The organism is Metamycoplasma gateae (genome assembly GCF_036352135.1).
GTDB lineage: Bacteria > Bacillota_I > Bacilli_A > Mycoplasmatales > Metamycoplasmataceae > Metamycoplasma > Metamycoplasma gateae.
In genome coordinates this window covers 500762-527575 of record NZ_CP143578.1, presented here as the reverse complement: position 1 = coordinate 527575, position 26814 = coordinate 500762, and the positions used below count along the sequence as shown (strand labels likewise).

Genomic DNA, 26814 nt, shown 5'->3' with positions numbered 1-26814 from the left:
TTTGATATAATTATTAATTATAATTGCTTAGCAATTATTATTAATAAGGAGTTTTAAATGTCTGAGGAAAAAAAATACGTCGCTAGTGATATACAGGTTTTAGAAGGTTTGGATCCTGTTCGTGTAAGGCCTGGTATGTACATTGGATCAACAGGTTATAAAGGTATACATCATTTAATTTGAGAAATACTGGATAACTCAGTCGATGAAGCTATGGCTGGATTTGCAAGTGAAATTAATGTAACATTACACCCAAATAATTTTATTGAGATTGAAGACAATGGCCGTGGTATGCCCGTCGATATTCATCCATCAACTCAAAAATCGGCAGTTGAAACAATTTTAACCGTTCTTCATGCTGGAGGTAAATTTGACTCAAGTAATTATAAAGTCAGTGGTGGTTTACACGGTGTTGGTGCATCGGTTGTTAATGCACTGAGTGATTCGTTTGAAGTTTGAGTAAAAAGAAATGGTAAGCTACATTATCAAAAATACGAAAATGGTGGCAAACCTAATGAAGCATTAAAAGTTATTGGAGAAATGGATTTAAATGAAACTGGTACCAGAATAAAATTCCATCCAGATTATACAGTTATGGACAGAATTGATTTTGACTTTGGAACTATTAGTGACCACATTAAACAAGTAGCTTATCTTAACAAGGGTCTAAAATTTAATCTAATTGATTTAACAAAAAATACAAAAAAAACATTTTGTTTTGACGGTGGAATTGTCGACTATGTAAAAGAACTTAACAAAGGCAAAAAAACAATTAACTCTGACGTTATATATGCACTTGGATCATTTACCGACATTGACAAACTGAGTGATGAGAGTAAGCAATCTAAAAAAGTAGATATTTTAGTTGAGGTTGCATTCCAATACAATGAGGCTTATCAGTCAACAGTTATTTCTTATGCAAATAATATCCAAACAACTGAAGGCGGAACACACGAAAGTGGGTTCTATGATTCCATTGTTAGAATTTTTAATAAATATGCAGAAGAAAATAAATTGTTTAAAGCAAGTGAAAAAATAAGTAAGGAAGATTCAAAAGAAGGATTAATAGCTGTTATCTCTATTAAACATAGCGATCCTGTTTTTGATGGTCAAACGAAATCTAAATTCGGTTCTGCAAACGCGCGTTATGCAACAAATAAAGTGGTTTCAGAAGTCTTGGAAAGATATCTAGCTGAAAATCCTAATATTGCAAAAAATATTATTAATAAATGCTTACAATCGCAAAGAGCAAGATTAGCTGCTAATGCCGCTAAAGAAGCTTCAAGAAAAAAAGATGGTATGGAATTTAGTGGACTACCCGGAAAATTAGCAGACTGCTCATCCAAAAATGCTGAGGTTAGAGAACTGTTTATTGTTGAGGGTAATTCTGCTGGTGGTTCAGCTAAGGGTGGTAGAAACAGATCTATTCAAGCTATATTACCATTAAGAGGTAAAGTAATTAATGCTGAAAAAAATGATAAGGTTAAATTCTTATCAAATCAAGAAATTCAAACTATTATTCATGCATTAGGAACGGGAATTGGAGAAGATTTTAATATCAATAAGTTAAAATATCACAAAATTATCATTATGACCGATGCTGATGTCGACGGTGCTCATATTTCTACATTATTATTAACATTCTTCTATCGTTATTTAAAACCATTAATTGAATATGGCTTTGTATATATTGCTATGCCTCCATTATATAAAATTGTTTCGGGAAGAACGGTTGAATATGCTTACAACGATTTACAAAAAGAAGAAATTCTTTCTAAACTAGAAGATAAGAAAAATATTTCAATTCAACGTTATAAAGGGTTAGGTGAAATGGATGCTGAACAACTATGAGAAACAACTATGAATCCAGAAACAAGAAAAATGCTTCAAGTTCAAATTAATGATGCAGCTGTTTGTGATCGTGTATTTACAACATTAATGGGTGAAGAGGTTGAACCTCGTCATGATTTTATTGAAGAAAATGCAAAATATGTTTCAAATATTGATTTTTAAAAAAGGTAAAAGTAAAAATGAAATTATTAGAAAATCAAGGTTATACAAATACAACATATTATGATAAAGAAAAATCACAATTTATTAAAATGAAAAAATTTGATTCCTTCAATCACAAAACTCCAAATGAAATATTAAACGTTTTTTCATTTGTTCCTAAAACAATATACGAAGACGATACAAAAGTAGTAAACGAATGAATTTTTGGAAAAATATTAGACGATAAAACAGTTACAAATGATCAATTAAAAGAAATTGGTAAAAAGCTTATTACTTTGCATAATTCAAAATTAAAGTTTTACAAAGAAAATCAAATAGCTCGCCGTTTTAAGGTATATAGAGAACAAATTTCTAAATTAGGAAGAAAAATACCTATTTTAGATAAGCATTATAAAAAATTAAACTTATTTTTAAAAAACATTGATAATTCAGCTCCAGTTCATAATGATTTATGATTATTTAATTTTATAAATAATGAAAAAGAAATTTATATAACTGATTGGGAATATGCAACAATGGGTGATGTACATTTTGATTTAGCATATTTTATCGAATCATCTAATTTATCAAAAGAACAAGAAAGTATTTTTTTAGAAGCATATGGCGACGATTTTGAACCTAAGTATTTATTAGCTCATAAAATTATTGCTAATGCATTAATAACATTATGAATTAATAAACATGATGTTATTCCCTTTGATGATAGCCTTTATTTAAAAAGGGTTGATAACCTAATTATAGAATATGATAAAAAATATAAGATTTAATTTTTAGCAAAGAAGATAACATGTATTTAAGAGAAAATAAAATTTACAATTTTGATAATCAAAATATTGAGAGGATCAATTTAATGTATGAGGTTATTCAATCTACTTTTGGAAAAGAAGTGGTTGATAAAATAACTCATGCGCGTTTTGATTTCAAAGAATCTGAAAATACATATTTTGTTGCTAAATATGACAACGTATGAGTACAAATTAGAATACCAAAAAATAAATACTCAGCAGACTTTGAAAATGAGCATATATTAATAAAAAAATTTAAGGATTATATTTTTATAAAAGACGGAGTTTTTATAAAAAAATGATTTCCAGGTTTTGATTTATTTCAAACAAAATTGACTAATGCAGTAATTTATTCTATATTTAATTGCATTAAAAACTTTCAATCAATAAAGATTGATCTAAAAAAATTTAATTGGAATAAATTTAAAATTAGTGATAAAAAGTTTCATGAATTATTACACAAATACAAAGATGAAGAACTTGTTTTAAGCCATAACAACATTCAAAAACACAACATAATTGTTAACAAGTATAATTTTGTTAAATTAGTCGATTTTCAAAATACAAGTTTAAATTTTCCTTATTATGATTACGTTCTTTTATATTTAAATGTCGGAATCTCAAAAAAAATGATTATTGAGTTTTTTGATCTTGATGAAGAAAAATTTGAAGATTTCTTATATTTAGTAAATACATTTAGAGAAGCAGAATATAAAAAAGAATATTGCAACTTAACAATTAATAAAAATAAGACGCATGTCTTATTAAATGTTTACAAGGAGAAAACTTTATCTAAGAATAACCGCTTTATAGTTCACAAACAACATAACCAATTTGATAACCGCTTAACTATTGGCAAAATTGAAAGCTTTTATTTTGTGCCAACTTTTATTTATGAAGATGATAATAAAATAATATGAAGATGAATAAATAATAAACAAACATTTGAATTTAATGCAAGATCTGCGAAATTACTTTCAAAAATAATGCGAATTTATCATGATTCAGATGTTGAATTTCCAACTTATATATTAGAAGAAAAAGTTAATTGATATTTAGAAAATATAAATAAGAAAGAATTATTTTTAGAAATTGGAAGTAATGATTTTATTGAGCAAATTGTTGATTGAATCAAGAATATGAAAGTTGATGCAAACTGTCATAACAATTTAAGTAGCGAAAATATACTTTGAGGCGACAATCAAAATATTTACATTATCGATTGATCAGTAGCATATCGGAGCTCTAGATTCCTAGATATTGCATTTTTATTTGAAAAAATAAATGTTTCTACTAATAATGAGGAAATTTTTTGAAGATCTTACGGGTATAACAAGCCCAAAGATTTTTATAAATATAGAATCATTTCTTTATTCACTGAGTACTTATATTGTAAGGTATTAAATATTAATGAAAGTAGAGCTAAATTTATTACATCCAGAATAAAACAAATATTAGAAGAAGAAAATTTATCAAATAATAAAAGGTTAATTTATGAAAAAAAATGAAGATAAAAAAATGAATAACAAAAAAAGATTAATATCTGGATTAATGTTTACTGGTATTGTAGGGTCAATTTTATCTGTGTCGACTATTTCAATTATTTATTCAACTAACCAAACTAAGAAAATCAAGTATATTAATGATGATAAAAAAGATATCACCCTTAAAGAAGAACAACTACAAAATCAAAACAAAAAAATAACCTTTGTTTTAAAAAAAGAAATACAGGCTGAAGAATTATTTGATTTTAATAATGCGATTAGAATTGAAAAGCAACAGCACGATTTTGGAATAAGAAGTCTTCCTACCTTTAGTTTTTATAAAACAGGGTATAACCTTAATTCATTTTTTAACAATGTTAATAATTCGATAGAAGCTAAGCTTGAGGAAAATACAGCTGATGAAGAAATTTTTAATTTAGATTTAATTCAAAAATTAGATGAATTTAATAATCAAACAAAACACCCTATTTCATTTTCATTCTTTGTTCGTCAATTAACAAATATTAAGTTACCATTTACATACTTTTTTAAAAATAAAAATAATGAATTTTATTATTATGAATCGCCAAAAGATTTAATAGGTTTAGAAATAAAAGAGATATTTTTTCAAGTTCATAAATATTTAAATGACCTAGATCAAAATGTAGAAATCGAAAATAATAATTTTAAAGTTAAATCTAATGTAACAACAAAAGAAGATAAGATTGAAAAAGTAAATATTGAGATAGAATTAGGTTTTGAACTAAAAAAAGATACTACGCAACAATAGTATCTTTTTTATTTATTTCTTGAGTTATATTTCTTTGTCAATGTACTTTTGCAGCCACTATTTCAAAAATAGCAAATCTTACAAAATCTATTAAAAAGAATAAGAAGTATGCAAGTTCCAAACTTATTGATGTTTGATGATAATTTCTGTAAGGAATTATTATTGCAAAAGTAAGAATTATTAATCATATAAATGATAATCAGTGTGCTGACAACATTGTTATAGAACCAATTGTATTTCTTCCTCCTGCTCCTGGTAGTGCTGCTGTTGTATAGAACCAACATCATAAAGGGTTAAATAGTATAAAAGTTAAACAGGTAAATAAGAATATTCTTTTAAAAGAAAGCGATACTTGTTTTTTCATTTCTTCTAATCAAACATTAACATTTGTATTATCAAAAAAAATTTTTAAATTGTCTTCATTAAAATTTGTATTTCCACCTTTTATACTTTGGAAGAATTCTTGTGAGTTTGTAATTATCTGAGTATTTATGGTTCCTGATTTTATTTGTGATTCAAAGACAGAGTTAATAAGTTGCGGATTATCATTTTTTAAATAAAATTCAATATTGTGTTTAATAGCTTCTTGCGTTCCTCGAGATGTTGCAGGAGAATAAGCTATACCAAATATAACCCCAACCATTATCAGCGACATCCCAAAGCCTGATATCGCATGGAAACCTCTTAAGGCGTATGCATGTTTTTCTGCCTCTTCAAAATTATTCTTGCCTAAATTTCCTGCTACAAAGAACGAAACGTTAGAAGAACAAGCTGATGTTATTGCTGACGTTATAGATGCTAAACTTTCTACTAATCCAAGAATAGTTACAGCATTAATTCCCATCCACTTATCACCTATACCAGATCCATTCTGTAAATCATCAGGAAACGCTCTAGCTCATATTATCATTCTAATAGGCAAAGTAATCATTGCGGCTATCGTTATTAACATAGCTGGTATTCTACGCAAAATCTGTTTAGCAATAGGTCTTGTAATGTAATAAATTTTGAATATGTTAATAAATATTGCCCGATCCTTATAATAAGTTAACAACGAATCGGAAGTTAAGCAAACTAATGCGCTAGCAATGGATCCAAAAGCAGCATAATATGCATTACCCTTGAAAGCATATAATAAAATTGCATTTATTGTCGCATTACTTATTAGTGTAAAACATGCTGAAGCAAATGCTAAATTAGAATGTCCAGTTTCATTTAATTGCATATTTGTGTTGAAGTTAAATGATGTTATTATTCAAGAAATACAAATTAGCATTAAATACATTCTTGCTTCATTCAGCGCCGCACCTCTTATTTGATGCCCGCCAATTATTCTAATCATTGCATCAGGTGTTGACCAACATACAACAGAAAAAACTATTGTGATAACAAGATACATTCAGATACGTAAATTCATTATCTGTTTTACCTTATCAAAATCTTTTTTACCATAATACTGTCCAACAAACATAGCCGCTATACCTTGGATCGCAAAAAAGATTGTATAGATTATACCTGTGTATGTATTTGCATAAGTAAGAGCATCAATGCCTGAAGGGATATGACTAACCATAAAGTTATCTAAAAACCCATTTAAGCAAAATAAAATTTCACCAATAATAATTGGTCAAGTTTTTGAAAAGTAAAGTTTTCAGTCAATTTTTGACTGAGGTAGAAGTCTTTTGAAATAATGTTTTTTCTTATTTGTTAAAACATTTTTTGTCATAAGCTCCTCTCAAAATTAAAGAGTTCAAATTTTTTCTTTTACCTCTTTAATTGTTAAATTTTCATCTAATTCAACATTTTTTAATAGTTTCATTAACTCTTTTTTTTGCAAATATTTCTTTATAAGAGTATTTGTAAAATCAGGATCAGCAGCTAAGAATAACATTTTATTAACATCATCCCCTGAGTATCTTCTTAGTTCTTTTATAACCATATTTTTATTAAGTTTTAAAAAGAATTTTTTTCTTTTATCATTTGCTCTTAAATTAGTTTGAGCATTAACAAATAATCAAAAACCTACAAAGGCAGCAATGGATCCATTTCTTCCAGATGTTCATTTTTTTAATTGAATGACGTTTGATTCATTTATTGCTTTTTTAATATTAGGAAAATATTCTTCTTTAAAACGCGGTCCGGTTAGTTTTGATAATGATAAAACAGGACAGCTAGGATCCAATAAAGATTGAACATTGTTTTTTGGAAATAATTTAATTAAAATTTGTTTTTCTAAAGTTGGATTATGTCCTATAAAAATTATTTCTTCAATCTTCAGTTTTGAATTAATTTCATAAATATGCTTAATTATTTTTTGCTTAATGGTTGATCAAATATTTTTTATTGAATTTATCTTAACAAAATCAACAATAAATGTTTTTGTTTCGAATTTATTATTTTGATTCAAGGCGCCTACAGTATAAGCGAAAGGAGTATTAACTGGTATAGATAATACTCTTGCAAAAGGATCTGATATAGCTTCAAAATCTATATATACATAGTTCTTATTCATATTAAAAATTATAGCACTTTAAATATATTTAAAGAGGCTAACAAGTCCTATAAGTCAAACATTGATAAATTTCTTAAAAATTGCACTTTTCTATAAAAATACAACATAACGTAATCAATCAAAAATTAATAAATCAAAATAAATAAAAGGTTAATCAATACCACGAATTTAATAGGTGATTTGTATTATAATATTAGTGTTATGGAATTAAAAAAATATATAAGAACTGTTGAAAACTTTCCTGAGGAAGGTGTAAAGTTCAAGGATATTTCATTATTATTAGCTAATGGTGAAGCTTTGCATTATACAATTGAAAAAATGTCTGTATTAGCCAAAGATGCAGACATTATTGTGGGTCCAGATGCACGTGGATTTTTATTTGGTACTCCAGTTGCTGCAAAACTTTCAAAACCTTTTATTATGGTTAGAAAAAAAGGGAAGTTACCAGGTGAAGTAATTAGTTGTGAATATGGTTTAGAATACGGTAGATCAATCTTAGAAATTCAAAAAGGATTAGTAAAACCTGGTCAAAAAGCAGTAATTATCGACGATGTTTTGGCTACAGGTGGAACCTTAGAGGCAATAACTAAATTATTAACTGATCAAGGTGTTGAAGTATCAAAAATTATTGTATTAATGGAATTAGATGGCTTTAATGCAAGACAAAGATTAAACTGTGACATTGAAAGCTTAATCTTTGTGGATAAAAATGATATTGAATAAGCTTAAAGCAAGCTTATTTTTTATTATAATTACATAATTACTTTTGATATATTTATAAAAGGAGATTTATATGAAACAGTATAAAAAATATAGTGATATAGAAGAAAAATATCGTTTTGATTTAGAACATATTTTAGGCAATCAAACATACGAAGAATTAAGAAATGATTACTTTAAATTATTAGAAAAACAAATTGAAATCAAAGATTCAAAGTATGATAGTTTTGAAAATTTCGTTTCATCAATAAAAATTGATGAGCAAGCGCTTTTCTTGAGCAACAAGCTAGAAAATTATTTATCAAATAAGTTAAATACAAATATCGTTGATTCAAAAACAAATAAAATGATTTCAGAATTTGAATCAAAAAAAGCTAAATATAATAAATTATTCGGGTCAGAAATTAATAGAATTGCCTTACATAAAGACAAAATAATCAAATGACTAGATAAACCAGAGTTAAAAGAAGTTAAAAAGGATTTAGAAGGCATTTTAGAAGACTTAGAACACAAACTAGATGATAAGGTTGAATTATATCTTTCTTCAACATCTCATGGTAACCCAGATGTTAGTGAACTTTTTGGTATTTTAACAGATAGTGAAATTCAATATGGTTTTGCCAGAAATAAATGAGGCAAAAAATATGAAATAACTGAAGCTTCAAGACCATCTTTATTAAGACACAAAGATGAAAGAGTAAGAAAAGAAACATATACAAATTATGCTAATAGTTATTTAAAACATAAACAAAGTTTAGCAAAGATGTTATATCAACATATAAAAGAAATTTCAGTTAATGCTTTACATAGAAAATATGAATCATCATTAGATTCAATATTATCATCTGATAAAATTGATAAAAAACTTTTAACAATAATTTATAAAAATGTAAAAAATAATATGAATATTTTTAAAAAATATTACAAAGCGCATGCATCATTTTTTGAAGCGAAATTTTCAAAAAAAATGGAACCATGAGATTTTTCAGTTGACTTGGTGAAGGTAAAAAATTCATATTCAGTAGAAGAAGGTCAAAAAATATTGAAAGAGATAACATCGGTCATGCCTTATGAATATCCTCAAGTAGTGGATAAGGCAATAAAAGAAAGATGAGTTGATTATATTAATGTTCCTTCAAAACGTTCGGGAGCCTATTCAATAGGAAGTTCGTATGGGCTAGATAAAATTTATATATTGATGAATTGAGATAATACAATAAATTCAGTTAATACTTTGTGCCATGAAATGGGACATTCAATGCATTCATATTTCTCAGATAAAACACAAAGTATTTTTAGAAGTCAATACCCAATCTTTTTAGCTGAAATAGCTTCAATATTTAACGAGCTTTTATTAAATGATTATTTAATTTCAAAAGCTAAAAGTGATGAAGAAAAATTCTTTTTATTAAGTGAAAGTATTGGTGATTTTATAGGAACTGTGTTAAGACAAACACAATGATCTAATTTTGAATATGAGCTATATAATAGAATAGATAACAACGAAGCATTAAATTCATACGAAGCTATCGAACAACTTTATGTTGATGTTGTAAAAGAATATAATATGAGCGATAAAGAATTAACAATCGGTAATTTATACAACGTTCACAGCGTAATGGTACCTCATTTCTACTATTACTTTTATGTATATAAATATGCCTTAGGATACATAGTTGCAAATGTTTTCTTTCAACAATATAAAAAAGAAGGCAAGACTGCCTTGGAAAACTATGTTAATAAATTTTTATCTGCAGGGGATAAAGATTGACCAGCAAATATTTTAAAAGACGCAGGTGTTGATATATATTCTGAAGAGATATACCAAAAGGCTTTTAGCATTCTAGATGAAAAAGTTGAAGAATATATAAAACTAGGTAAAAAGATATTTAATAAATAATAGTTTAAAAATAAAGTCTTGCAAGCGGCAAGACTTTTATATTTTAAATTTTGTTATCAACATCAACTATCGTAAAGCGTAGTGGTGTTCCGCCATATTCTTCATCAAACAAAATTTTAATTCATCTTTTATTTGAAGTAGTTGAGTAAAGTTTTAAGGCTCTAACATATTTAGAAAGATCAAATTTTTTCAATTGAGTTTCATTTTGGAAAAGAAGTGGATAAATGTATGAATATGTAAAAATATTAACCTCAGTATTTTGTTCTTGTTCAGGGATTTTATTATCATCATTATCTAATAATTTTGTATTTAGATTGATATTTAAAATAATTCCTTGTTTAGTCAATAAAAATACTTGAATTTCTTTATTTTCATCAGTTATGTCTTCTTGAATTATAAATTGTAATATCTCATTAGTTTTAGGTCTATTAAATGAACCTAAGTCTAAGCTATTTTTTTGTAAGTCAATGCTTAAAGATTCAAGAGAGCCCTGAAACTGATCAAAAGAATTATACATTGCAAAAGTAAATCTATCTAAGTTGAAAAGGAATCAAAGTCAATTTTTGTTAAATAATTCTTGTAATTTTTTACGATATTCTTGCAATCCTATTACCTTCTTGCTTGAAAAAAAGCTGTCATTTGATCCAAAACTCGAAGCAACATTATTTGCGTAGTATAAATATTCTTTAATGTCACTTAAATAGCTGTTATCAATGTTTCTTTGTTGTTGTATAAATTCACTTCTTTTTTCTTCGTTATTGAAAGCTAGTTTTAAAATAGAATTTACATAATCATATTTTAAAAATACATTTCATTTATTATTTTGAACATCAATGTTTATGATAGAGGTCAATTTTTCCTCATTTTTATCAATAGTTTCTTTATTGCAAGAAATTACGCTTAAAGGAAGTCAAGGAACTGTTAAAGATAATGAACTTATCAAAAGTTTTTTATTTGTTTTCATTATACCTCCTTTAATATTAGTAACCCTAAACTTGGGAATCCAAAGTTATCAATTACTTCATTTTCGAATGCATCGTAACCTACTTGCATTTTATGGATTACTGCATTATGAACCGCATCAGATACAAGTTTGATTGATACTTTATTAGTTTTTGATTTTGAAAATAAAATTATTTTTTCAAAATTCAATATTCTTTTGTTTTGATTGTTTTTAGAAATTAAAATTCTTAATAAAAGTTTACCTTTTTTGAAATAATACACATCATCCGGAGATTCAGGAGATTCATCGCCTTCCTTTAATTGATCTCAATTATTATCAAAAAATACTAAATCTTTTGGCTCACTATTTTTATCTAATCGTTCAAAAAAACCTTCTGTGTGTCTTGCATTTGCTGTGGGTTCAAAGGTTCACCAATTTGTAAAAATTAATTTGAATTTGGAAATATTTTTAATGATGAATAACCAATTATTTGAATAAAAAAGTTTTATTGCATCAATATTTTCCTTGCTTTTACTTTTAAGATAATTTTTAGTTAATGTTTTAATTTCTTCATATATTTGATCTTCATTTTTTTGAGATTCTAAGAATAAAGTTTTATTCACTTCATCATTTTTAAATTTCAGATTTATTAATTCTTCAATTAATTTGTTAGTTTTAATTTCATCAGGGTTATTTACATTAGGGACAAAATCAAATTCAGTTGGTATTTTGCTTTTTAAAGAATTATTATCTTCATTTTTTATACATGAAATTAGAGAGAAAGGAATAAAAGAAGTTGAAATTATTGAAATGGGCAATATTAATCTACTAATTTTTTTCATTTATAAACCTCATACTAAATCTATATATTTTTAATTCATCTTTATTTATTTCCCTTAAAACATCAACAAAATTCTCATTATATTTATATATTCCTTGAAATTCCATATATATCTTATCAATCCTTGAATTTAAAAAAGCTTCTTCATCAAAAGGCTCATCTTCAAGTTCAGCATCTTCTTTTGAAGATTCGTAGTTATTATTAAAGTTTTCAAGACGTTTTTTAAAAACAGAATCTTCTATGTGAATTATTTGTTCCTTTATATTTTGTATATCTTTAAAAATTAAAAGGTCTGGTAGAATTTGAAGTTTTGGTTTATCATCTTCTAAATATTTTCAAATTTTTATAGCCTTGTTATCATCAAAAATTAGATATCAAGCCTCTTTTTCTTTATATATATTTTTTGATTTTAATTTTTCAATTTCTTTTATAGGTACCTTAACCAGTTGCTGTGGATTATTATTTTTTATATTTATAATCAATGAGTTAAATTTTTCTTTTATCTCTTGGAATCATTCTTGCTCTTCTGCAAATGAACGATATCTATCTCCATAAGGGTTAAAGTTATAGTCAAACTTATTTATATTATTTAAGGTTCAATATCAATCTATTGAAAGAGTATTCTTTATTATGTCTTTAGATTTGTTCGCTAAGAAATTATAATCACCGTTATTATGTGTCGCGTTTGCTATAAAAATAGGATTATATACAAAGGCATATTTGAGTTCATCGAATTTTGAATTTGATTTATTTTGTTGCTGTGAAACATAAATATTTTTTTTAGCATTATCATTGTTTGTAAAAAAATCAAGCATTTTAGTAATTGAAGGATTTTTATAAAATTCTTTTATTTGTTTTTTTGTAAATTCATCATTGGTTTTTTCTTCTTGACAACTTATAGTAATTAAAGGTAATGGTATCGATAATAAACTAATTAGAGATAACTTTTTCATAAAATAATTGTTCTAAAGGTTTATTTTTCTTACCAGAGTATAAGATATTACCATCGTGTATAAGTGTTACTGAGTTTACAAATTTATCTATTTCTGCAAGAACGTGAGAACTTATTAGAATTGTGATTTTTTCATTTTCATTAAGAGATTTTAGCAAAGAAAATAATTCATATCTTGCCGTAGGATCTAAGTTAGCTGCAGGTTCATCAAGAATTAAAAGTTTTGGTTTGTGTAATAAAGCTTGAATTAATAAAATTTTCTTCTTTTGACCTGACGAAAAAGTATAAGGTTTTTCATAAATTAAATTTTCAATATTAAATAATTTTAAATATTCAATAATTCTTGTTTTAGCTTCTTCTTTTTTTATATTTGAAAGAATTGAAAGATTGTAAAGATAATCATATACAGTTAGTTCTTTTGGAAAAATTGCAACTTCAGGAACATATCCAATTATTGATTTTGCTTCTGCTTTTTTAATATTTACATTATTAATTAATATATTTCCTTGGTATTGTGAATAAGCTCCAATAATTGTTTTGATAGTTGTGGTCTTACCGGCACCATTTTCTCCTATAAAGGCATGAAAGCTACCTGATGGTATATTAAAGCTTATTTCTTTGATACCTCTATTTGATTTAGGAAATATTTTTTTTAAATTAACAACTTCTAAAATGTTATCCATAATTATTTATATTCCTTTCTTTTATATAGGAAAAATGTGATGGTAAAAAGAAGAAAAATAACTATTGCTCATAAAATGAAATATATATTTTTATTAACGATTTGATTTTCTCTTCTTATTGAATAAACTTGATCTGTTGCTTGGAATAAGTAATTATCATCGCTTTTTGCAAGTTCGTATCTAATTAATACTTTGTTATCTTTAACAAATAACCTTTTCTCAAAACTTTCAAACCCACCAATTAGGTATTTAAAACCAGAAATGTTTATTTCAATTTGATAATTTCCATAACTATTTGATTTTTTTATATCTTTGATTACAGCTTTGTAAATATCGCTATCTTGATAATTAAAATAAATGAAGTTTAATATAGATGTTGCAAAATAGATTTTTCTTTCAATCTCTGATTGTAATTTTTTTTCAGTGATTGAATGTTCGCTAAAAATTACTAAATTATTATTTAAGTATAAATTAATATCAGTATCAGGACTATTTATAAAGTTTGATATTTCTTTAAAAATTTCTTTATTAAGCTCATTTAAATTGTTGTTTTTAATGTTTAAAAGTTTTGACTCTACAAAGTTATTTACTATTTGATTAAATTGTTTATCTTTTAATACTTTAGCAACATAGTTTCATTTTATTTTTCCAACCAAGTTATTTTCTGCTGCAAATTCAGAATTATCCTCTGGGAATGAAATGTTTATATCTCCGGCATTTTCCCTCGCATATATTATGTCAGTATTAATACTATTAGGTATATTTGAATTTGATTTTAATAGCCCAGAGACGATGTATTTTTGTTGAGTACCTTGTTTGCTTAAAACATTGTATTTTGATAAATTAGGTTCAGTATCTAATTTGTATTTATATAAAATGCTATCTAAATTGTTGTAATATATATAGTTTTCTAGATTTGAAAAATGATTTTTACTAATTGATTCAAAAACGTTCTTATTTTTAAAATTGAAAATATCAAGTAGTTGGTAAGGCATTGAAAGTCATGAATAAGCTTGCCATTCTCTTGAAGAATTATTAGCTAAATTCATAACCTCTTTTAGGTATGAAGATTGTTCTTTTGAAAAATTGTGATTTTTTAATCCGTTAGGTATTATTAATAATTCATCCTTTTGATTATTGATAAAAAATGGTTCAACGTTAGCTTCATTCCCTGAATGATGATATAGGTATTTTCTATTAATAAAAAAAGCTGCATTATTTATATTTGTTGTTGAATTAGCAGAGATAATAGATCCGCCAAGAGAAAGTGGGATAAAAAGAAGCAAAGGTAATGTTATTGCTAGCTTTTGGTTTAGTCTATAAGCAATTAACGCTGTTAATAATCCAATAAATAGATATGTTGATATTCCTGCTACTAAAAATATACTTGAATAAACAAGAAGATTTTTAAAAGAATTGAAAGCGTATAATGATATCAAGGATGATATGCACAGTATTAATGATCATATTAGTCCAAAATAAATTAATGTAAGCAATTTTCCGAAAACAAGACTTTTTCTTGAAATTGGTCTTGATATACTTACAAGCTCTATACCCTCCTGTTCGAAGTCTTTAAAAATATTTAACGATTTAATCGAACCAAAAAGCACAGTTATAATCAATATCGAAAAAATATATAAGTACGAAGCAAGATTTAAATATTGTTCACTGATAGCAAATTTAAAGATTAATCCTATTGTAAAAGAAAAAAGAATTAAGAATACTGGAAATATCACAGAGCTTTTCTTTTTCAAAACAGAATTAAAAGCAAATTTAGAGTATTTAAATGATGATGTTTTCACTGTTTTTCCTTTCAAAATATAAAAAAATTATAGCATTATTTAATATTTTTAACACTTTTTTTAAAATTATAATTTTATTTTTAATGTATTTTTTTCACAAATTATAAATAAAAAAGTTGATTTCTCAACCTTTTATTTATTATTAATTTGCTTCAGTGCCGTTGCTTTCATCTGTTTGTGGATCTTTTGTTTGTTGTTGATTTTTTAGTATTTGCATAGCTTGCGCTAATTTTTGTTCGAATTCATTTATTTTCTTTTCTAAAGCATCATAGTCTTTATCGTTAAGTAGTTTTTGAATTTCTTCTTTTTCCCTTTTAATTTCTGAAAGTTGTGATTCATCAAGTTTTTTAGCTTCTTCTGATTCAATTGATTTATCTATTTGATGAATTAATTGTTCAGCTCTAACTGTTAATTCAATTTCACGACGTTTCTTTTTGTCTGCTTCTCTATTTAATTCTGCTTCTTGAACCATTTTTTCGACATCCTCTTTTGATAATGAAGAAGTATTTTGAATGGTAATGCTTTGTTCTTGATTTGTATTTTTATCTTTTGCTGTTACTTTAGTTATACCATTAACGTCAATTGAGAAACTTACTTCTATTTGAGGAACACCTCTTGGAGCCGGTGCGATACCACTTAAATCAAATCTACCTAAGAATTTGTTATCTTGTGCCATTTGTCTTTCGCCTTGAGTAACAACTATAGAAACTGATGTTTGGTTATCTGTTGCTGTTGAAAATATTTGACTTCTAGTAACTGGTATTGTTGTGTTTCTTGGTATTAAAGGTGCTACTATATCTCCTTCTACAACAATTCCTAATGTTAAAGGAGTAACATCAAGTAATAAAACATCTTGAATTTCTCCTGCTAAAATTGCTCCTTGAATTGCAGCACCAACACTAACTACTTCATCAGGGTTTATTGAATTATTAGGTTTCTTACCAGTTATTTCTGATACTAATTGTTGAACTGCAGGCATTCTTGTTGAGCCCCCAACTAATAAAACCTCTGTAATATCACTTCAATTTAGTTTTGCCTGTGCTAATGCATCAAGTAAAGGTTTTTTAGTTTTTTCTAGTAAGTCTGAGGTCATTGATTCAAATTCAGATCTTTTTAGTTCTAATTCAACGTTAATAGGACCATTTTCATTCATAGCTAAAAATGGTAATGATATGTTTGCAACTAGTGATTCAGATAGCGAAATTTTTGTTCTTTCAGCTTCTTCTTTTAGTCTTGCCATAGCCATTTTATCTTGTCTAGGATCATATCCATATTTTACATTAATTTCTTTAATTAATCAATCAACTATTTTATGGTCTCAGTCATCTCCACCAAGGTGATTATCTCCAGAAGTAGATAAAACTTCAAATGTTCCATTTTCCATTTCTAAAATAGAAACGTCAAATGTTCCTCCACCTAAGTCAAATACTAAAATTCTGTGGTTTTCATCTTTTGATTTATCTAGACCAAAAGCAAGTGCTGCAGCTGTTGGTTCATTTATTATTCTTACAACTTCAAGACCTGCTATAATTCCTGCATTCTTTGTTGCTTCACGTTGTGCGTTATCAAAATATGCTGGTACAGTTATTACTGCTTTTTTAACAGGACTACCAATTTTCTTTTGTGCATATTCCTTCATATATGAAAGAATTAAAGCACTCACTTCTTCTGGTTTGTAATCTTTTTGGTTTGCTTTAACTGTAGATGAACTACCCATTAATCTTTTTACTGATGCAATACTATCTGGGTTAGTTTCTAATTGTCTTTTAGCACTTTCACCAATAACGGTTTCACCATTTTTAAAAGCTACTACTGATGGGGTTGTTCTTTTTCCATTTGGATTTTCTAATACTTTTGGATTACCATTTTCTATAATTGAAACAACCGAGTTAGTTGTACCTAAGTCAATACCTAAAATAATTTCTTTTGTCATTTTGTCTCCTACTAAGATTTAGAATACATTTTTTTTATATTGTTTTAAATTACATTACTAATAATTTACAAATAAATTTTATCATATTTTTTAGCACTTTATAAAAAAGAGTGCTAAAAAAAATTTGTTTTCAAACACGTTATAAAAACACTTTTTAATAAAATTTTTTGCAAACTTGTCCGTTTTTTTACATTTTTGCACAAAAAAAACTGAAATTTAGCGTTTTTTTTTTTTTTTTTTTTTTTCTAAAATTTAATATAGGTATATTATTACCAAATTATTAAATTTAATATTAATATAAAGGAAAAAAATGAAAGATAAAAAAATAGGTAAAGCACTTGGCGTACATATTACTGTTTTAATATTAACAATTTCCTTAATTGTACTTACTCCAATTTTTGGAATATTTTTAGGTTTATTAGTAGTTGCTTTGGGAATAGCTTTATTTGTGCTTTTAATTGTAGGAACAGTATTTGCGTTTAAATTAAAACAAACATCAGTAGGTGTATTGTATATACTTGGGATATTTCTACCATTGTTAGCATTAATTGGTGCAAGTATAGGAATAGCAAAAACAAAAAAACAAAGACAAACATTGGAAGAAACAATAAATACTGATGCATTTTAGGTACTTATCAAAATAAAGCAAAAAAAGTTTGCTTTATCCCAAAGAGAAGGTTCAAGTGCAACACAATGCCTTGGGCTTTTTTTATTATACATTTTATTTTTTTAAAATTAATAAATCAAAAAAAGTAAATAGAAAATATTCATTTTTTCAAATGAAGATAAGCATAATTTTATTATGTTAATTTTTGTTAATAATAATTATTTAATATATTCTAAATAGGTTTGTAATGGTGTCTTCCAATTTAATATTTCCCGCGTCATATTATTTATTTGGTTAACAACTGAGTCAAGTTTTTCTTGAGTTATAGTATTAAAGTTAAAACCTTTTTTGAATTCTCTTCTCAAAATTCCATTTCAATGTTCATTTGAGCCTCTTTGAAAAGATGCATAAGGTTCAGCTCTATAAATCTTTATATTTAATCATCTGGCTAAAATACCTATTTTTTCAAATTCAATACCATTGTCTACTGTTATTGTTTTTACTTCTAATTCATTATCTCTTATAATCTTTTTTAACTCTGAATTAATTATATTTGGTGATTTGCTTTGTATTATTTTTGCAAACCCTATTCTTGTTTTTCTTTCAGTTAAAGTTAAAACATTATTATATCCATTGGCTCTTTTTCCTAAAACTAGATCTGCTTCTCAGTGTCCAAATTCAAGTCTTAAATCTATAGATTTAGGTCTAGTTCATATTGGAAAAACATAATCAGCAGATTTTACAAGCCGTTTTATTACGGATGCTGTTCTTTTACCACCTTTTTTATAATATTGTCTTAATTTATCGTACTTTTTTATAACTCAATTATTAGTGTTTATTCAATTAAAAACCGTTCTTAAAGAAGGACAACAGTGTTTTGTGCTAGTTTTTATAAAATTATATGTTGACTTTATACCAAAAAACTTTTTGTCATATTTTTGTAAAAAAGCGTTAGAAAAATTTTTGAATTTTTGGTTATCCACGAATTTAAAATAATACTTATGTCTTGATCTTTCTCTTGTTTTTAAACTAGCGTGTTTAAATTCATAAGTTCCGAAACTATTTGTATTCCTCTTTATTTCTCTACTTAGGGTCGAAACACTTCGCTCGATTAATCTCGAAATCCTACGAAGAGAATAATTTAACTTTAAATAATTTTCAATAATTATTCTTTCATTATCTGTTAAATGGTTATATTTTTTTATTGTATAATTCATATGAGTTCCGTTCCGTTCCAATGGAACTTTTTCTTTTTAATTAATATAAAAAATTCAAGTTCCACATCTAAATTTTACTTTAAACGTGTTGCACTTGAATTTTCAATTTAGGATAAAGCAAAAAAAGTTTGCTTTATTTTTTTATTTTTAAGGTCTATAATTTATTTTATGACTACAGTAACATCAAAATCAGAAATGGAAAAAGCTAAGAAAATACATTTTACAAGTATTATTTTATTTTCAATAAATATCGCTATATTTTTTATATTTTTATCGCTAACTATTATAAACGTATTTGCTAGTTCTATATTTGTACTTGTTTTAACAACAATATTTAACCTAATATTTTTAGGAACAGCAATAACAACTTTAGTTTTTGGTATTTTTGGAACAATATATGCATTCAAATTTAATCAAACCACACCAGCAGTTCTTTATATAATAGGTTTAGTTATATTACCAATAGTTGGATTAATTGGAGCAATCTTAGCGTATAAAAAAATAAAGAACGAAAACACACAAAAAACAGAAAATTTATTATAAAAAATAGGCAAGCATCAACTTGTCTATTTTTTTCCTCATTTTTCATATATTTTGATTTGATCATCATTAAAAACGTGTCCTCGTATTTTACTTTCATATTCAGCACTTCTTGAAACAATAAAAGAAAAGGCTTTATCAAAATTTTGAAAAGATAGTTCTCTAATTTTTTCAATTCCTTTCCATTTTCTACCCTTACTTATTTTATCTGCCACATATAGTATTTTATCTAGAAGAGTAAGTTCTATGTCCAGGGAAGTGTGTTTTAATATTGCATTTAATACATTTTCGTTTTTATATTTATATATATCTTTTAATCAAAAATAAGCAGTTGTTTGATGGAGTTTATAAGTTGGCAGATTATCTTCATTAAACCCATATTTTTTTAAAAATGAAAAAGCTTCTTCCTTAGTTCACATTTTTGTTATATCATGTGACATACCAGCTTGATATGCTTCTTTAATTTTTCAATTATATTTTTCAGCTAGTTTTACTGCAAATTCCGCGGTTCATTTTAAATGGAAATATCTAAATTGCCTTTCCTTATCTTTTGGATCAAAAATCATATTTTTAGCCAAATCATCAAAATATAAGAAATTATCTCCAATATATTCTTGAACACTTTCGACAACGTTATTGAAATTACCTTTTTTATAATCGGTAGAAGAAAATTTGTAAATAGGATTTTTTAAAATAGAAATGTTGTATTTTTTGGCATTAATTTTTGAAAATTTATTACCCCTATTAAAGGACACTATTTTTACTTTTTTAACTATTTCATCGATATCTTTTCATTTATTTATTGTTGGTATGTTATCGCTACCAATTAATAAATAAATTTCATCATTTGGGAATTTCTGCTTGAAATAATTTACAGTGTCTATGGTGTAAGAATTACCTTTTCTATTAGTTTCAAATTCAGATAAAAACATTTTATCTTCTAAAACAAGTTTAATCATATTTATTCTGTGTTCATTGCTAATATAATCATTTTGTTTTTTGAAGGGATTCTTATTTGCTGGTACAAAAAACAATTTATCTAAATTTAAATTATTTATTGCAAATTTAGCTAATTCAATGTGTCCTTTGTGAATAGGATTAAAACTGCCCCCATAAATTCCTATTTTCATTATTCCTCCAAATTAATTTTTTTAGTTCCTATTGTTGTGTTTTTTCTTAAAAATTTTATATTTTCAATATTGATATTTTTTTCTTTAGAAAACTGTTTTAAGGTTTTTAAAATTTCTTTTCCTTCATAAAAATTATTTTCTTTGATTATTTTCTCAACTTTATTCATAGATGAGCTATTTTTAAATAGATCCAAAGATTTTTGTATATTAAAGGTTGATTTTAAATCGCTGATTGCAATACCTAAGCCTCTTATTTTATTATCATCTCACATTTGGCTAAACAAGAATTTTATATTTTTTCAAATGATATCAAATTCGTTAGTATATCCATCTATTTTTTTATGTTTATGTATTCAAATTTTGTTTTGTAGCCTCAAAGATAAGGAAACAACTTTTCCTACTAAGTTTTGATCCTTAGCCCTTTTAGATATATTGAGTGCTATTTTTTTTAGTTCATCAATCAAATAATAAACATCATCTTTATCTGAATCCATAAATGTTTTTGAATTACTAATACTTTTTATATCTTTTGGTAATATGTGTTGTTTTGAAACGTTTGTGCCTTTTAAATCTTCTATTAATTTATAATAATTTTTTCCAAAAACTTTTTTCAAAAACAAATCATTTTTACAGTTAACTAAATCCTTATAAGTAAGTACGTTTATTTCTTTTAATTTAGTAGCACTGCTGTTTCCTATTCCAAATATTTTTTTAATAGGTAGTTTGTAAAAATTATTTATTATATCTTCCTTTTTAGTTTCTAAAATTCCAAATGGTTTTGCATTATTTGTCGACATTTTAGCTAAAAATTTAGTATATGATATTCCAATTGAACAAGGAATTTTAAAGATATCCAAGATTGATTTTTGAATAATTTTAGCCAATTCAATTGGTGATTTAAATTGTTTTACTTTTGTTGTAACATCAATATAACATTCATCAATTGAATAAATTTCAAGATTTTGTGAAAATTTATCTCTTATAAAATTAAAAATTTTTTTAGACATCAATGAATATAGCTGATAATGAGGTTCCACGACTATTAAATTTTTAATTTTTTCCTTTACTAAATAAAAAGGATCGCCAGTTTTAAACCCATGTTGCTTTACTTCATATGACATAGCAGAAATTATTGCTCTTTTTTGATTTGTAGCAATTACAACCGGTTTATTTTTTAAACTTTCATTTTTCGATCTTTCGCAACTTACAAAAAATGAATCCATGTCAATGTGAAAAATAACGCTAGGCATTTAATCCTTTCTTAAAAGCTCTATATACTATTGAAGCACACTCTAATCTATTTAGATGAATTTTAACATTTTCAAAAACGTATAAATTCCCTAAATCAACTGACTCTTCAATTTCTTCTTTATTAATTAATTTAAAGTAATTTTCTAGTATTTGTTTTATATCTTCCTTACTTTTATTTAAAAGTTCATTTATTACTAATTCGATGCTTGATATAAATATTGCACATCCATTTGCAAAATATTTTGCTTCAACTAATAAATCATTTTCAAACTTTAGATTTAGTTCGATTTCATCTACACAAACTTGTGAATGTTCGTTTATACCAACCCCGGTTTTGTTATCTAATTTGAACTTTGGATTAGAATATGCATTAAAAATTATTTGTTGCTTTTCGACATTACTAAAAGATTTCAATGAAATTTCCTCCGTTTTTTAATTCTTTTACCAGCTTATTTATATCGCTCTTACTATTGTACATTGCAAGAGAAATTCTTACATATGAATTAGATAAGTTTGGCACTTCTTTAAATTTATATGCGCAAAAAGCACCAGATCTTACATAAATATTTCTATTACCTAAATAAGAAGCAATCTCCTGAGCAGGTATATTTTTAATGTTAAATAAAATTATTTTGTCTCCACGTTTTGAATCAATTTTAATATCAGGCACTTCCAATAATTTATCATAAGCATATTCAGCTATTTTTCTTTCTTCATTAAACATTTCATCCATATCAAAAGAGGTGAAGAATTTAATCGCAGCTCCTAGCTGTAGTAATCCACTAAAATTAGGTGTTCCTGGTTCTCATTTACTTGATGAATTTCTAATATTTCAACCACATAGATCAAATATATTTTGAACTTGTCCGCCACCTCATTTTACCGGCTTTAATTTTTCCAGTAATTCTTCTTTTATTATTAATGCTCCAGTTCCTGTGGGACCATAGATTTTATTGCCCGAAAAGGCTAATACATCACAATTATTAAAAACAATTTTTTTATGTACGATTGCTTGAGCACAATCATTTACCAATATAGCATTATATTTTTTGCATTCTTTATATATTTCATTTAGGTTATATTGAATTTGAAAGTTATTTGTAGATTCGGGTATTACAACTAATTTTGTATCCTCATTAATCGAATTTAAAAAATCATCGTTTGTTTCACAATATTTGAATTTAATGTTTTTGTCCTTAAAAGTTTCTATAAATGGAACTATCGCTGAAGAGTGATTGAAGAAACTGAATAAAATTGTGCCATTATCAATTACTTCGCTAAGCATTTTTGCGATTTGATTTAAACCATCGGTAGTTCCTGATGTAAAAATTATTTCTTGTTCCTTACACCCAATAAATTTAGAAATTATTTCTTTTGTATTTTTTAGATCTTGGTTTATTTTAATGCCTAGTTTTGTATCTGCTGTTCTTGTGGATATCGAATATTTTTCATAGTATTCCACTCCCTTATCGATTACAATTTTGGGTTTGAAAGTTAAGGCAGCATTATCTAAATAAACTATTTCAGGATTATTTTTAAACATAGGAAATATTTTTTTTCTATCTGATATATTCATTTATTCTTCTCCCTTCTTTTCAAAAAATGCTAAGTATTCAATATTTTTTGATTTATCACCTAATATAGGACTTTTTATTATTGGAACAACAAGGTTAAAATTATTGTTTTTTGCAATCTCTAAAATTTTATTCTTGATAAATTCATGATGTATTTCATCTACATATCCACCAGGTTGAACGTATTTTTTACTTGCTTCAAATTGAGGTTTTATTAAGGTTATCAGTTTTATGTTGTTAAAAGTTTTATTACATATTTCAAAAACGTGTTTAAGACTTATAAAAGAAACGTCGCAGGTTATTAATTCTACTTTTTCTTCAAACAATGATTTATTAATATTTTTTAAATTTGTTTTTTCATAAACCACAACTCTTTGATCTTGTCTTAATTTAAAATCTAATTGATTTGTGCCTGAATCTAAAGCATATACTTTTTTTGCATTATTTTCTAAAAGTACTTGCACAAAACCACCAGTAGATGAACCGATATCAAGACAAATTTTATTATTTGCATCAATATTAAATTTATCAACTGCCTCTAATAATTTATAAGCGCCCCGTGATACATATTGATTTTTTTTGTCTTTGATTTCAATATTACAATCCTCAGCAAATTTTAGTGAAGTTATAATATATTTTTCATTATTAACAAAAATTTTGCCTTGTAAGGCAAGAGAATCTATTGTTTTATCATCGATGTTAAACTTTTCTTTTATTAATTCTTTTAACGTTTTTCTCATATTTATTTTATTTATTAATTATTTCTTTTGAAATTCTATCAAGAATTCTATTCACGAATTTATAGTCGTCGCCAGGCACGAACATCTTAGTGATATTAACCATTTCATTAATAACAACCCTTGGTTCATTATATGTTAATTCATATATGCCAAAAATTAAAACAGCTCTTATTAAAGGGTTAATTCTTTCTCATGTTCATGTTTCTAATAAAAACTTGTTTGCAATGTTTTTTAGAGTTTGATATTTTGATTGGATAATTTCTAATGTTGAAATTTCGCTTATCGATATTTTATTAAGCTCATTATTTACAATCTCACTTGTATTGATTTGAATATTAAAAAGTTCATATTGATAAATATAGTTAATAATATTTTTTCTAAAATTATATTTTTTTATTAAAAACTTATCTTTGTTATTTGTTTTATTTATATCTTCCATATCTACTCCAAAATATTAATTAGCTCAATTTTTTTATCGTTTTTATTTTTTGTAAGTGTGAATAATACCCCATTTAATTGGCATTTATTATTTGACACTTTAAAAGGCAATCTTCCATCATATCTCATTTTCTGATAAACTTCTTCATAATTGGACCCAATAGCACAATCTCTAGGACCACACATTCCTGCGTCAGTTAGGTAATATGAACCTTTTGGTAATATCTTTGCATCATTGGTTTGTATGTGTGTATGTGTGCCGATTAATGCATCTGCTTTCCCATCTACATATAATCCAAAAACAGATTTTTCTGACGTTGTTTCTGCATGAAAATCTATTATGTAGTAATCGGCTTCCGTATTAGAATAAGCTTCATCAAATTTATCAAAAAAATTGTTAGCACTTTCTTGTTTTCAAGGTTGCAACAACGGATTAAAAGTAATTCCCATAAAAGACATAATTGCTATTTTTCAACCAAGTACATCAAAAACTCTTATTCCACTTCCAGGATATTCATCATTAATATTCAATGGTCTTATAATATCTTTGTTGTCTATTATCTTTAATATTTCATCTTTTGCTCATACGTGATTTCCTAATGTAAATGCATCAACTCCACATGCCTTAAGTTGTTCATAGTGCTTAGGAATAAAACCTTTTCTACCAGAAACATTTTCTGCTTGGGCTATTACAAAATCTACATTTTCTTCTGATATTATTTTCTTTAGTTGTTTTTTTACAAAGTTTATACCAGGGGTTCCAAAAATATCTCCAAGAAACAAAACATTTATTTTTTCTTTTTTCATAGTATTAAATTATATTATAATTTAATTTTTTTATCCATTAGATATATGTAATAAAAAAGTAAATAAGATAGAAAAAACTTATTTACTCATAATTTAATTTTTCAATAACTTGATTATAAATTTCATCATATAACTCTTTATTACTTTGTAATAAAAGAGACAGATTTATTTGTCCTTGAGCAATATTTTCGCCATTATAGCTATATCATGAACCCTTTCTATTTATTAATTGGAATTGTTCTGCAAACTGTATAATTTCCCCTATTTTTGATACTCCTTTTGAAAATATAATTTCAATTTGAGCACTTTTGTACGGAGGTGCTAATTTATTTTTAACAACCTTGCATTTTATTTGATTACCTGTTATATCGCCATTTGTTGTAATATTTTGTGATTTTCTTACTTCCAATCTAATTGATGAATAAAACTTTAATGCTTTTCCGCCTGCAGTAGTTTCTGGATTGCCAAATAAAACCCCTATTTTTTCTCTTATTTGATTTAAAAATATTACTGAAGTTTTATTTTTTGACAATGTACCTGTTATCTTTCTTAAAGCTTTAGACATTAATCTTGCCTGAGCGCCAATTGTTTGATCCTTCATTTCACCATTTAACTCAACTTCAGGAACTAATGCAGCGACAGAATCTACTACAATAAGATCAATAGCTCCAGTTTTAGCTAATCTATCTACTATTTCTAACGCTTCTTCGCCTGAACTTGGTTGAGCTAAAATTAGATTGCCAATATCAACTCCTAAATTCTTTGCATAAATTGGATCAATTGAATGTTCTGCATCAATAAAAGCAGCAATTCCACCGGTCTTTTGAATTTCAGAAATTGCATGAAGTGCCAATGTAGTTTTTCCGCTACTTTCAGGTCCAAATATTTCTATTACTCTGCCCTTGGGCCAACCGCCTATTCCTAAAATATTATCGATACTTAAAGAACCAGAACTAAAAGTTTCAGGAATAATATCAGGACCTTCTCCTAATATCATTATTGATTCCTTACCAAATTCTTTTTCTATTTCTTTTAAAATTTGATTAATATCAGCAATTTTTTTAATATTATTCTCACTCATTTTGCCTCCATTAATATTTTTTATTATATATTATTTTATTTCTCATATTTAGGAAAAAATGATGAAAAACA

At 25.9% G+C, this 26814-nt stretch carries 25 protein-coding genes; 8 read left to right on the top strand and 17 right to left on the bottom strand.

Annotated features, from left to right (window positions below; all coding sequences use genetic code 4):
- Window positions 1–57: 57 nt before the first annotated feature.
- From gyrB to V2E26_RS02435, 4 genes are read left to right on the top strand one after another with little or no spacing between them, the layout of a single operon-like run.
- Window positions 58–2013, top strand: coding sequence for a DNA topoisomerase (ATP-hydrolyzing) subunit B (gyrB, locus tag V2E26_RS02450; RefSeq protein ID WP_330463293.1), 1956 nt, complete (start codon window positions 58–60; stop codon window positions 2011–2013).
- 17 nt (window positions 2014–2030) lie between these two features.
- Complete coding sequence (locus tag V2E26_RS02445) at window positions 2031–2780, top strand: phosphotransferase family protein (protein WP_330463292.1); 750 nt, start codon at window positions 2031–2033, stop codon at window positions 2778–2780.
- 20 nt (window positions 2781–2800) lie between these two features.
- On the top strand, window positions 2801–4312 hold the full coding sequence (locus tag V2E26_RS02440; protein WP_330463291.1) for a hypothetical protein: 1512 nt from the start codon (window positions 2801–2803) through the stop codon (window positions 4310–4312).
- The gene (locus tag V2E26_RS02435) at window positions 4293–5072 is read left to right on the top strand and encodes a hypothetical protein (protein WP_330463290.1); all 780 of its coding nucleotides are present in this window, start codon (window positions 4293–4295) and stop codon (window positions 5070–5072) included. The genes V2E26_RS02440 and V2E26_RS02435 overlap by 20 nt, the downstream gene beginning before the upstream one ends.
- Here V2E26_RS02435 and V2E26_RS02430 read toward each other — a convergent pair.
- Together V2E26_RS02430 and V2E26_RS02425 are read right to left on the bottom strand one after the other, a co-directional pair.
- Window positions 5059–6798: an MATE family efflux transporter gene (locus V2E26_RS02430; protein WP_330463289.1), complete on the bottom strand. Its 1740-nt coding sequence runs from the start codon at window positions 6796–6798 to the stop codon at window positions 5059–5061. The two genes, V2E26_RS02435 and V2E26_RS02430, sit on opposite strands and share 14 nt — an antisense overlap.
- Before the next feature lie 15 nt (window positions 6799–6813).
- Window positions 6814–7584 carry a DUF2779 domain-containing protein gene (locus V2E26_RS02425; protein ID WP_330463288.1) on the bottom strand — a complete coding sequence of 257 codons (771 nt, stop codon included), beginning with the start codon at window positions 7582–7584 and terminating at the stop codon, window positions 6814–6816.
- A 201-nt stretch (window positions 7585–7785) separates the two neighbouring features.
- Here V2E26_RS02425 and V2E26_RS02420 point away from each other — a divergent pair, with 201 nt between their 5' ends.
- Entirely contained in the window at window positions 7786–8307 is a 522-nt protein-coding gene (locus tag V2E26_RS02420) for an adenine phosphoribosyltransferase (RefSeq protein WP_330463287.1), read from the top strand.
- Between the two features lie 70 nt (window positions 8308–8377).
- Window positions 8378–10204, top strand: a complete 1827-nt coding sequence (pepF, locus tag V2E26_RS02415) for an oligoendopeptidase F (RefSeq protein WP_330463286.1) — start codon at window positions 8378–8380, stop codon at window positions 10202–10204.
- 43 nt (window positions 10205–10247) lie between these two features.
- On the opposite strand, the gene V2E26_RS02410 is transcribed toward pepF, so the two are convergent.
- From V2E26_RS02410 to dnaK, 6 genes are all read right to left on the bottom strand, one after another.
- Window positions 10248–11168, bottom strand: coding sequence for an aromatic motif membrane protein (locus V2E26_RS02410; RefSeq protein ID WP_330463285.1), 921 nt, complete (start codon window positions 11166–11168; stop codon window positions 10248–10250).
- Window positions 11168–11989 carry an aromatic motif membrane protein gene (locus tag V2E26_RS02405; RefSeq protein ID WP_330463284.1) on the bottom strand — a complete coding sequence of 274 codons (822 nt, stop codon included), beginning with the start codon at window positions 11987–11989 and terminating at the stop codon, window positions 11168–11170. Before V2E26_RS02405 ends, V2E26_RS02410 begins: the two co-directional genes overlap by 1 nt.
- Window positions 11976–12941 (bottom strand): aromatic motif membrane protein, encoded by a 966-nt coding sequence (locus tag V2E26_RS02400; RefSeq protein WP_330463283.1) that lies wholly within the window; start codon window positions 12939–12941, stop codon window positions 11976–11978. The genes V2E26_RS02405 and V2E26_RS02400 overlap by 14 nt, the downstream gene beginning before the upstream one ends.
- Window positions 12919–13623 carry an ABC transporter ATP-binding protein gene (locus V2E26_RS02395; protein ID WP_330463282.1) on the bottom strand — a complete coding sequence of 235 codons (705 nt, stop codon included), beginning with the start codon at window positions 13621–13623 and terminating at the stop codon, window positions 12919–12921. The genes V2E26_RS02400 and V2E26_RS02395 overlap by 23 nt, the downstream gene beginning before the upstream one ends.
- A gap of 2 nt (window positions 13624–13625) precedes the next feature.
- Window positions 13626–15425 (bottom strand): ABC transporter permease, encoded by a 1800-nt coding sequence (locus V2E26_RS02390; RefSeq protein WP_330463281.1) that lies wholly within the window; start codon window positions 15423–15425, stop codon window positions 13626–13628.
- A 142-nt stretch (window positions 15426–15567) separates the two neighbouring features.
- The gene (dnaK, locus tag V2E26_RS02385; RefSeq protein WP_330463280.1) at window positions 15568–17358 is read right to left on the bottom strand and encodes a molecular chaperone DnaK; all 1791 of its coding nucleotides are present in this window, start codon (window positions 17356–17358) and stop codon (window positions 15568–15570) included.
- Between the two features lie 310 nt (window positions 17359–17668).
- On the opposite strand from dnaK, the gene V2E26_RS02380 reads away from it, so the two are divergent.
- A complete protein-coding gene (locus tag V2E26_RS02380) occupies window positions 17669–17986 on the top strand; it encodes a hypothetical protein (protein WP_330463279.1) in 318 nt (105 codons plus the stop codon).
- Between the two features lie 197 nt (window positions 17987–18183).
- On the opposite strand, the gene V2E26_RS02375 is transcribed toward V2E26_RS02380, so the two are convergent.
- Window positions 18184–19182, bottom strand: coding sequence for an IS30 family transposase (locus V2E26_RS02375; protein WP_330463266.1), 999 nt, complete (start codon window positions 19180–19182; stop codon window positions 18184–18186).
- A 168-nt stretch (window positions 19183–19350) separates the two neighbouring features.
- On the opposite strand from V2E26_RS02375, the gene V2E26_RS02370 reads away from it, so the two are divergent.
- Window positions 19351–19725, top strand: a complete 375-nt coding sequence (locus V2E26_RS02370) for a hypothetical protein (protein WP_330463278.1) — start codon at window positions 19351–19353, stop codon at window positions 19723–19725.
- 23 nt (window positions 19726–19748) lie between these two features.
- Here the strand turns inward: V2E26_RS02370 and V2E26_RS02365 are convergent, their stop codons facing one another.
- The 8 genes from V2E26_RS02365 to recA all read right to left on the bottom strand — a co-directional run bounded on the left by V2E26_RS02365 (window position 19749) and on the right by recA (window position 26743).
- Window positions 19749–20852 (bottom strand): nicotinate-nucleotide adenylyltransferase, encoded by a 1104-nt coding sequence (locus V2E26_RS02365; RefSeq protein ID WP_330463277.1) that lies wholly within the window; start codon window positions 20850–20852, stop codon window positions 19749–19751.
- On the bottom strand, window positions 20852–22102 hold the full coding sequence (locus V2E26_RS02360) for a Y-family DNA polymerase (RefSeq protein ID WP_330463276.1): 1251 nt from the start codon (window positions 22100–22102) through the stop codon (window positions 20852–20854). The genes V2E26_RS02365 and V2E26_RS02360 overlap by 1 nt, the downstream gene beginning before the upstream one ends.
- A complete protein-coding gene (locus tag V2E26_RS02355; RefSeq protein WP_330463275.1) occupies window positions 22095–22517 on the bottom strand; it encodes an iron-sulfur cluster assembly scaffold protein in 423 nt (140 codons plus the stop codon). Before V2E26_RS02355 ends, V2E26_RS02360 begins: the two co-directional genes overlap by 8 nt.
- Window positions 22504–23679 (bottom strand): aminotransferase class V-fold PLP-dependent enzyme, encoded by a 1176-nt coding sequence (locus V2E26_RS02350; RefSeq protein WP_330463274.1) that lies wholly within the window; start codon window positions 23677–23679, stop codon window positions 22504–22506. The genes V2E26_RS02355 and V2E26_RS02350 overlap by 14 nt, the downstream gene beginning before the upstream one ends.
- On the bottom strand, window positions 23680–24417 hold the full coding sequence (locus V2E26_RS02345; protein ID WP_330463273.1) for a TlyA family RNA methyltransferase: 738 nt from the start codon (window positions 24415–24417) through the stop codon (window positions 23680–23682).
- A gap of 7 nt (window positions 24418–24424) precedes the next feature.
- The gene (locus tag V2E26_RS02340) at window positions 24425–24856 is read right to left on the bottom strand and encodes a transcription antitermination factor NusB (protein WP_330463272.1); all 432 of its coding nucleotides are present in this window, start codon (window positions 24854–24856) and stop codon (window positions 24425–24427) included.
- 2 nt (window positions 24857–24858) lie between these two features.
- Window positions 24859–25662, bottom strand: coding sequence for a TIGR00282 family metallophosphoesterase (locus V2E26_RS02335; protein ID WP_330463271.1), 804 nt, complete (start codon window positions 25660–25662; stop codon window positions 24859–24861).
- Window positions 25663–25744: 82 nt separating this feature from the next.
- Window positions 25745–26743, bottom strand: coding sequence for a recombinase RecA (gene recA / locus V2E26_RS02330; RefSeq protein ID WP_330463270.1), 999 nt, complete (start codon window positions 26741–26743; stop codon window positions 25745–25747).
- Between the last annotated feature and the right edge of the window lie 71 nt (window positions 26744–26814).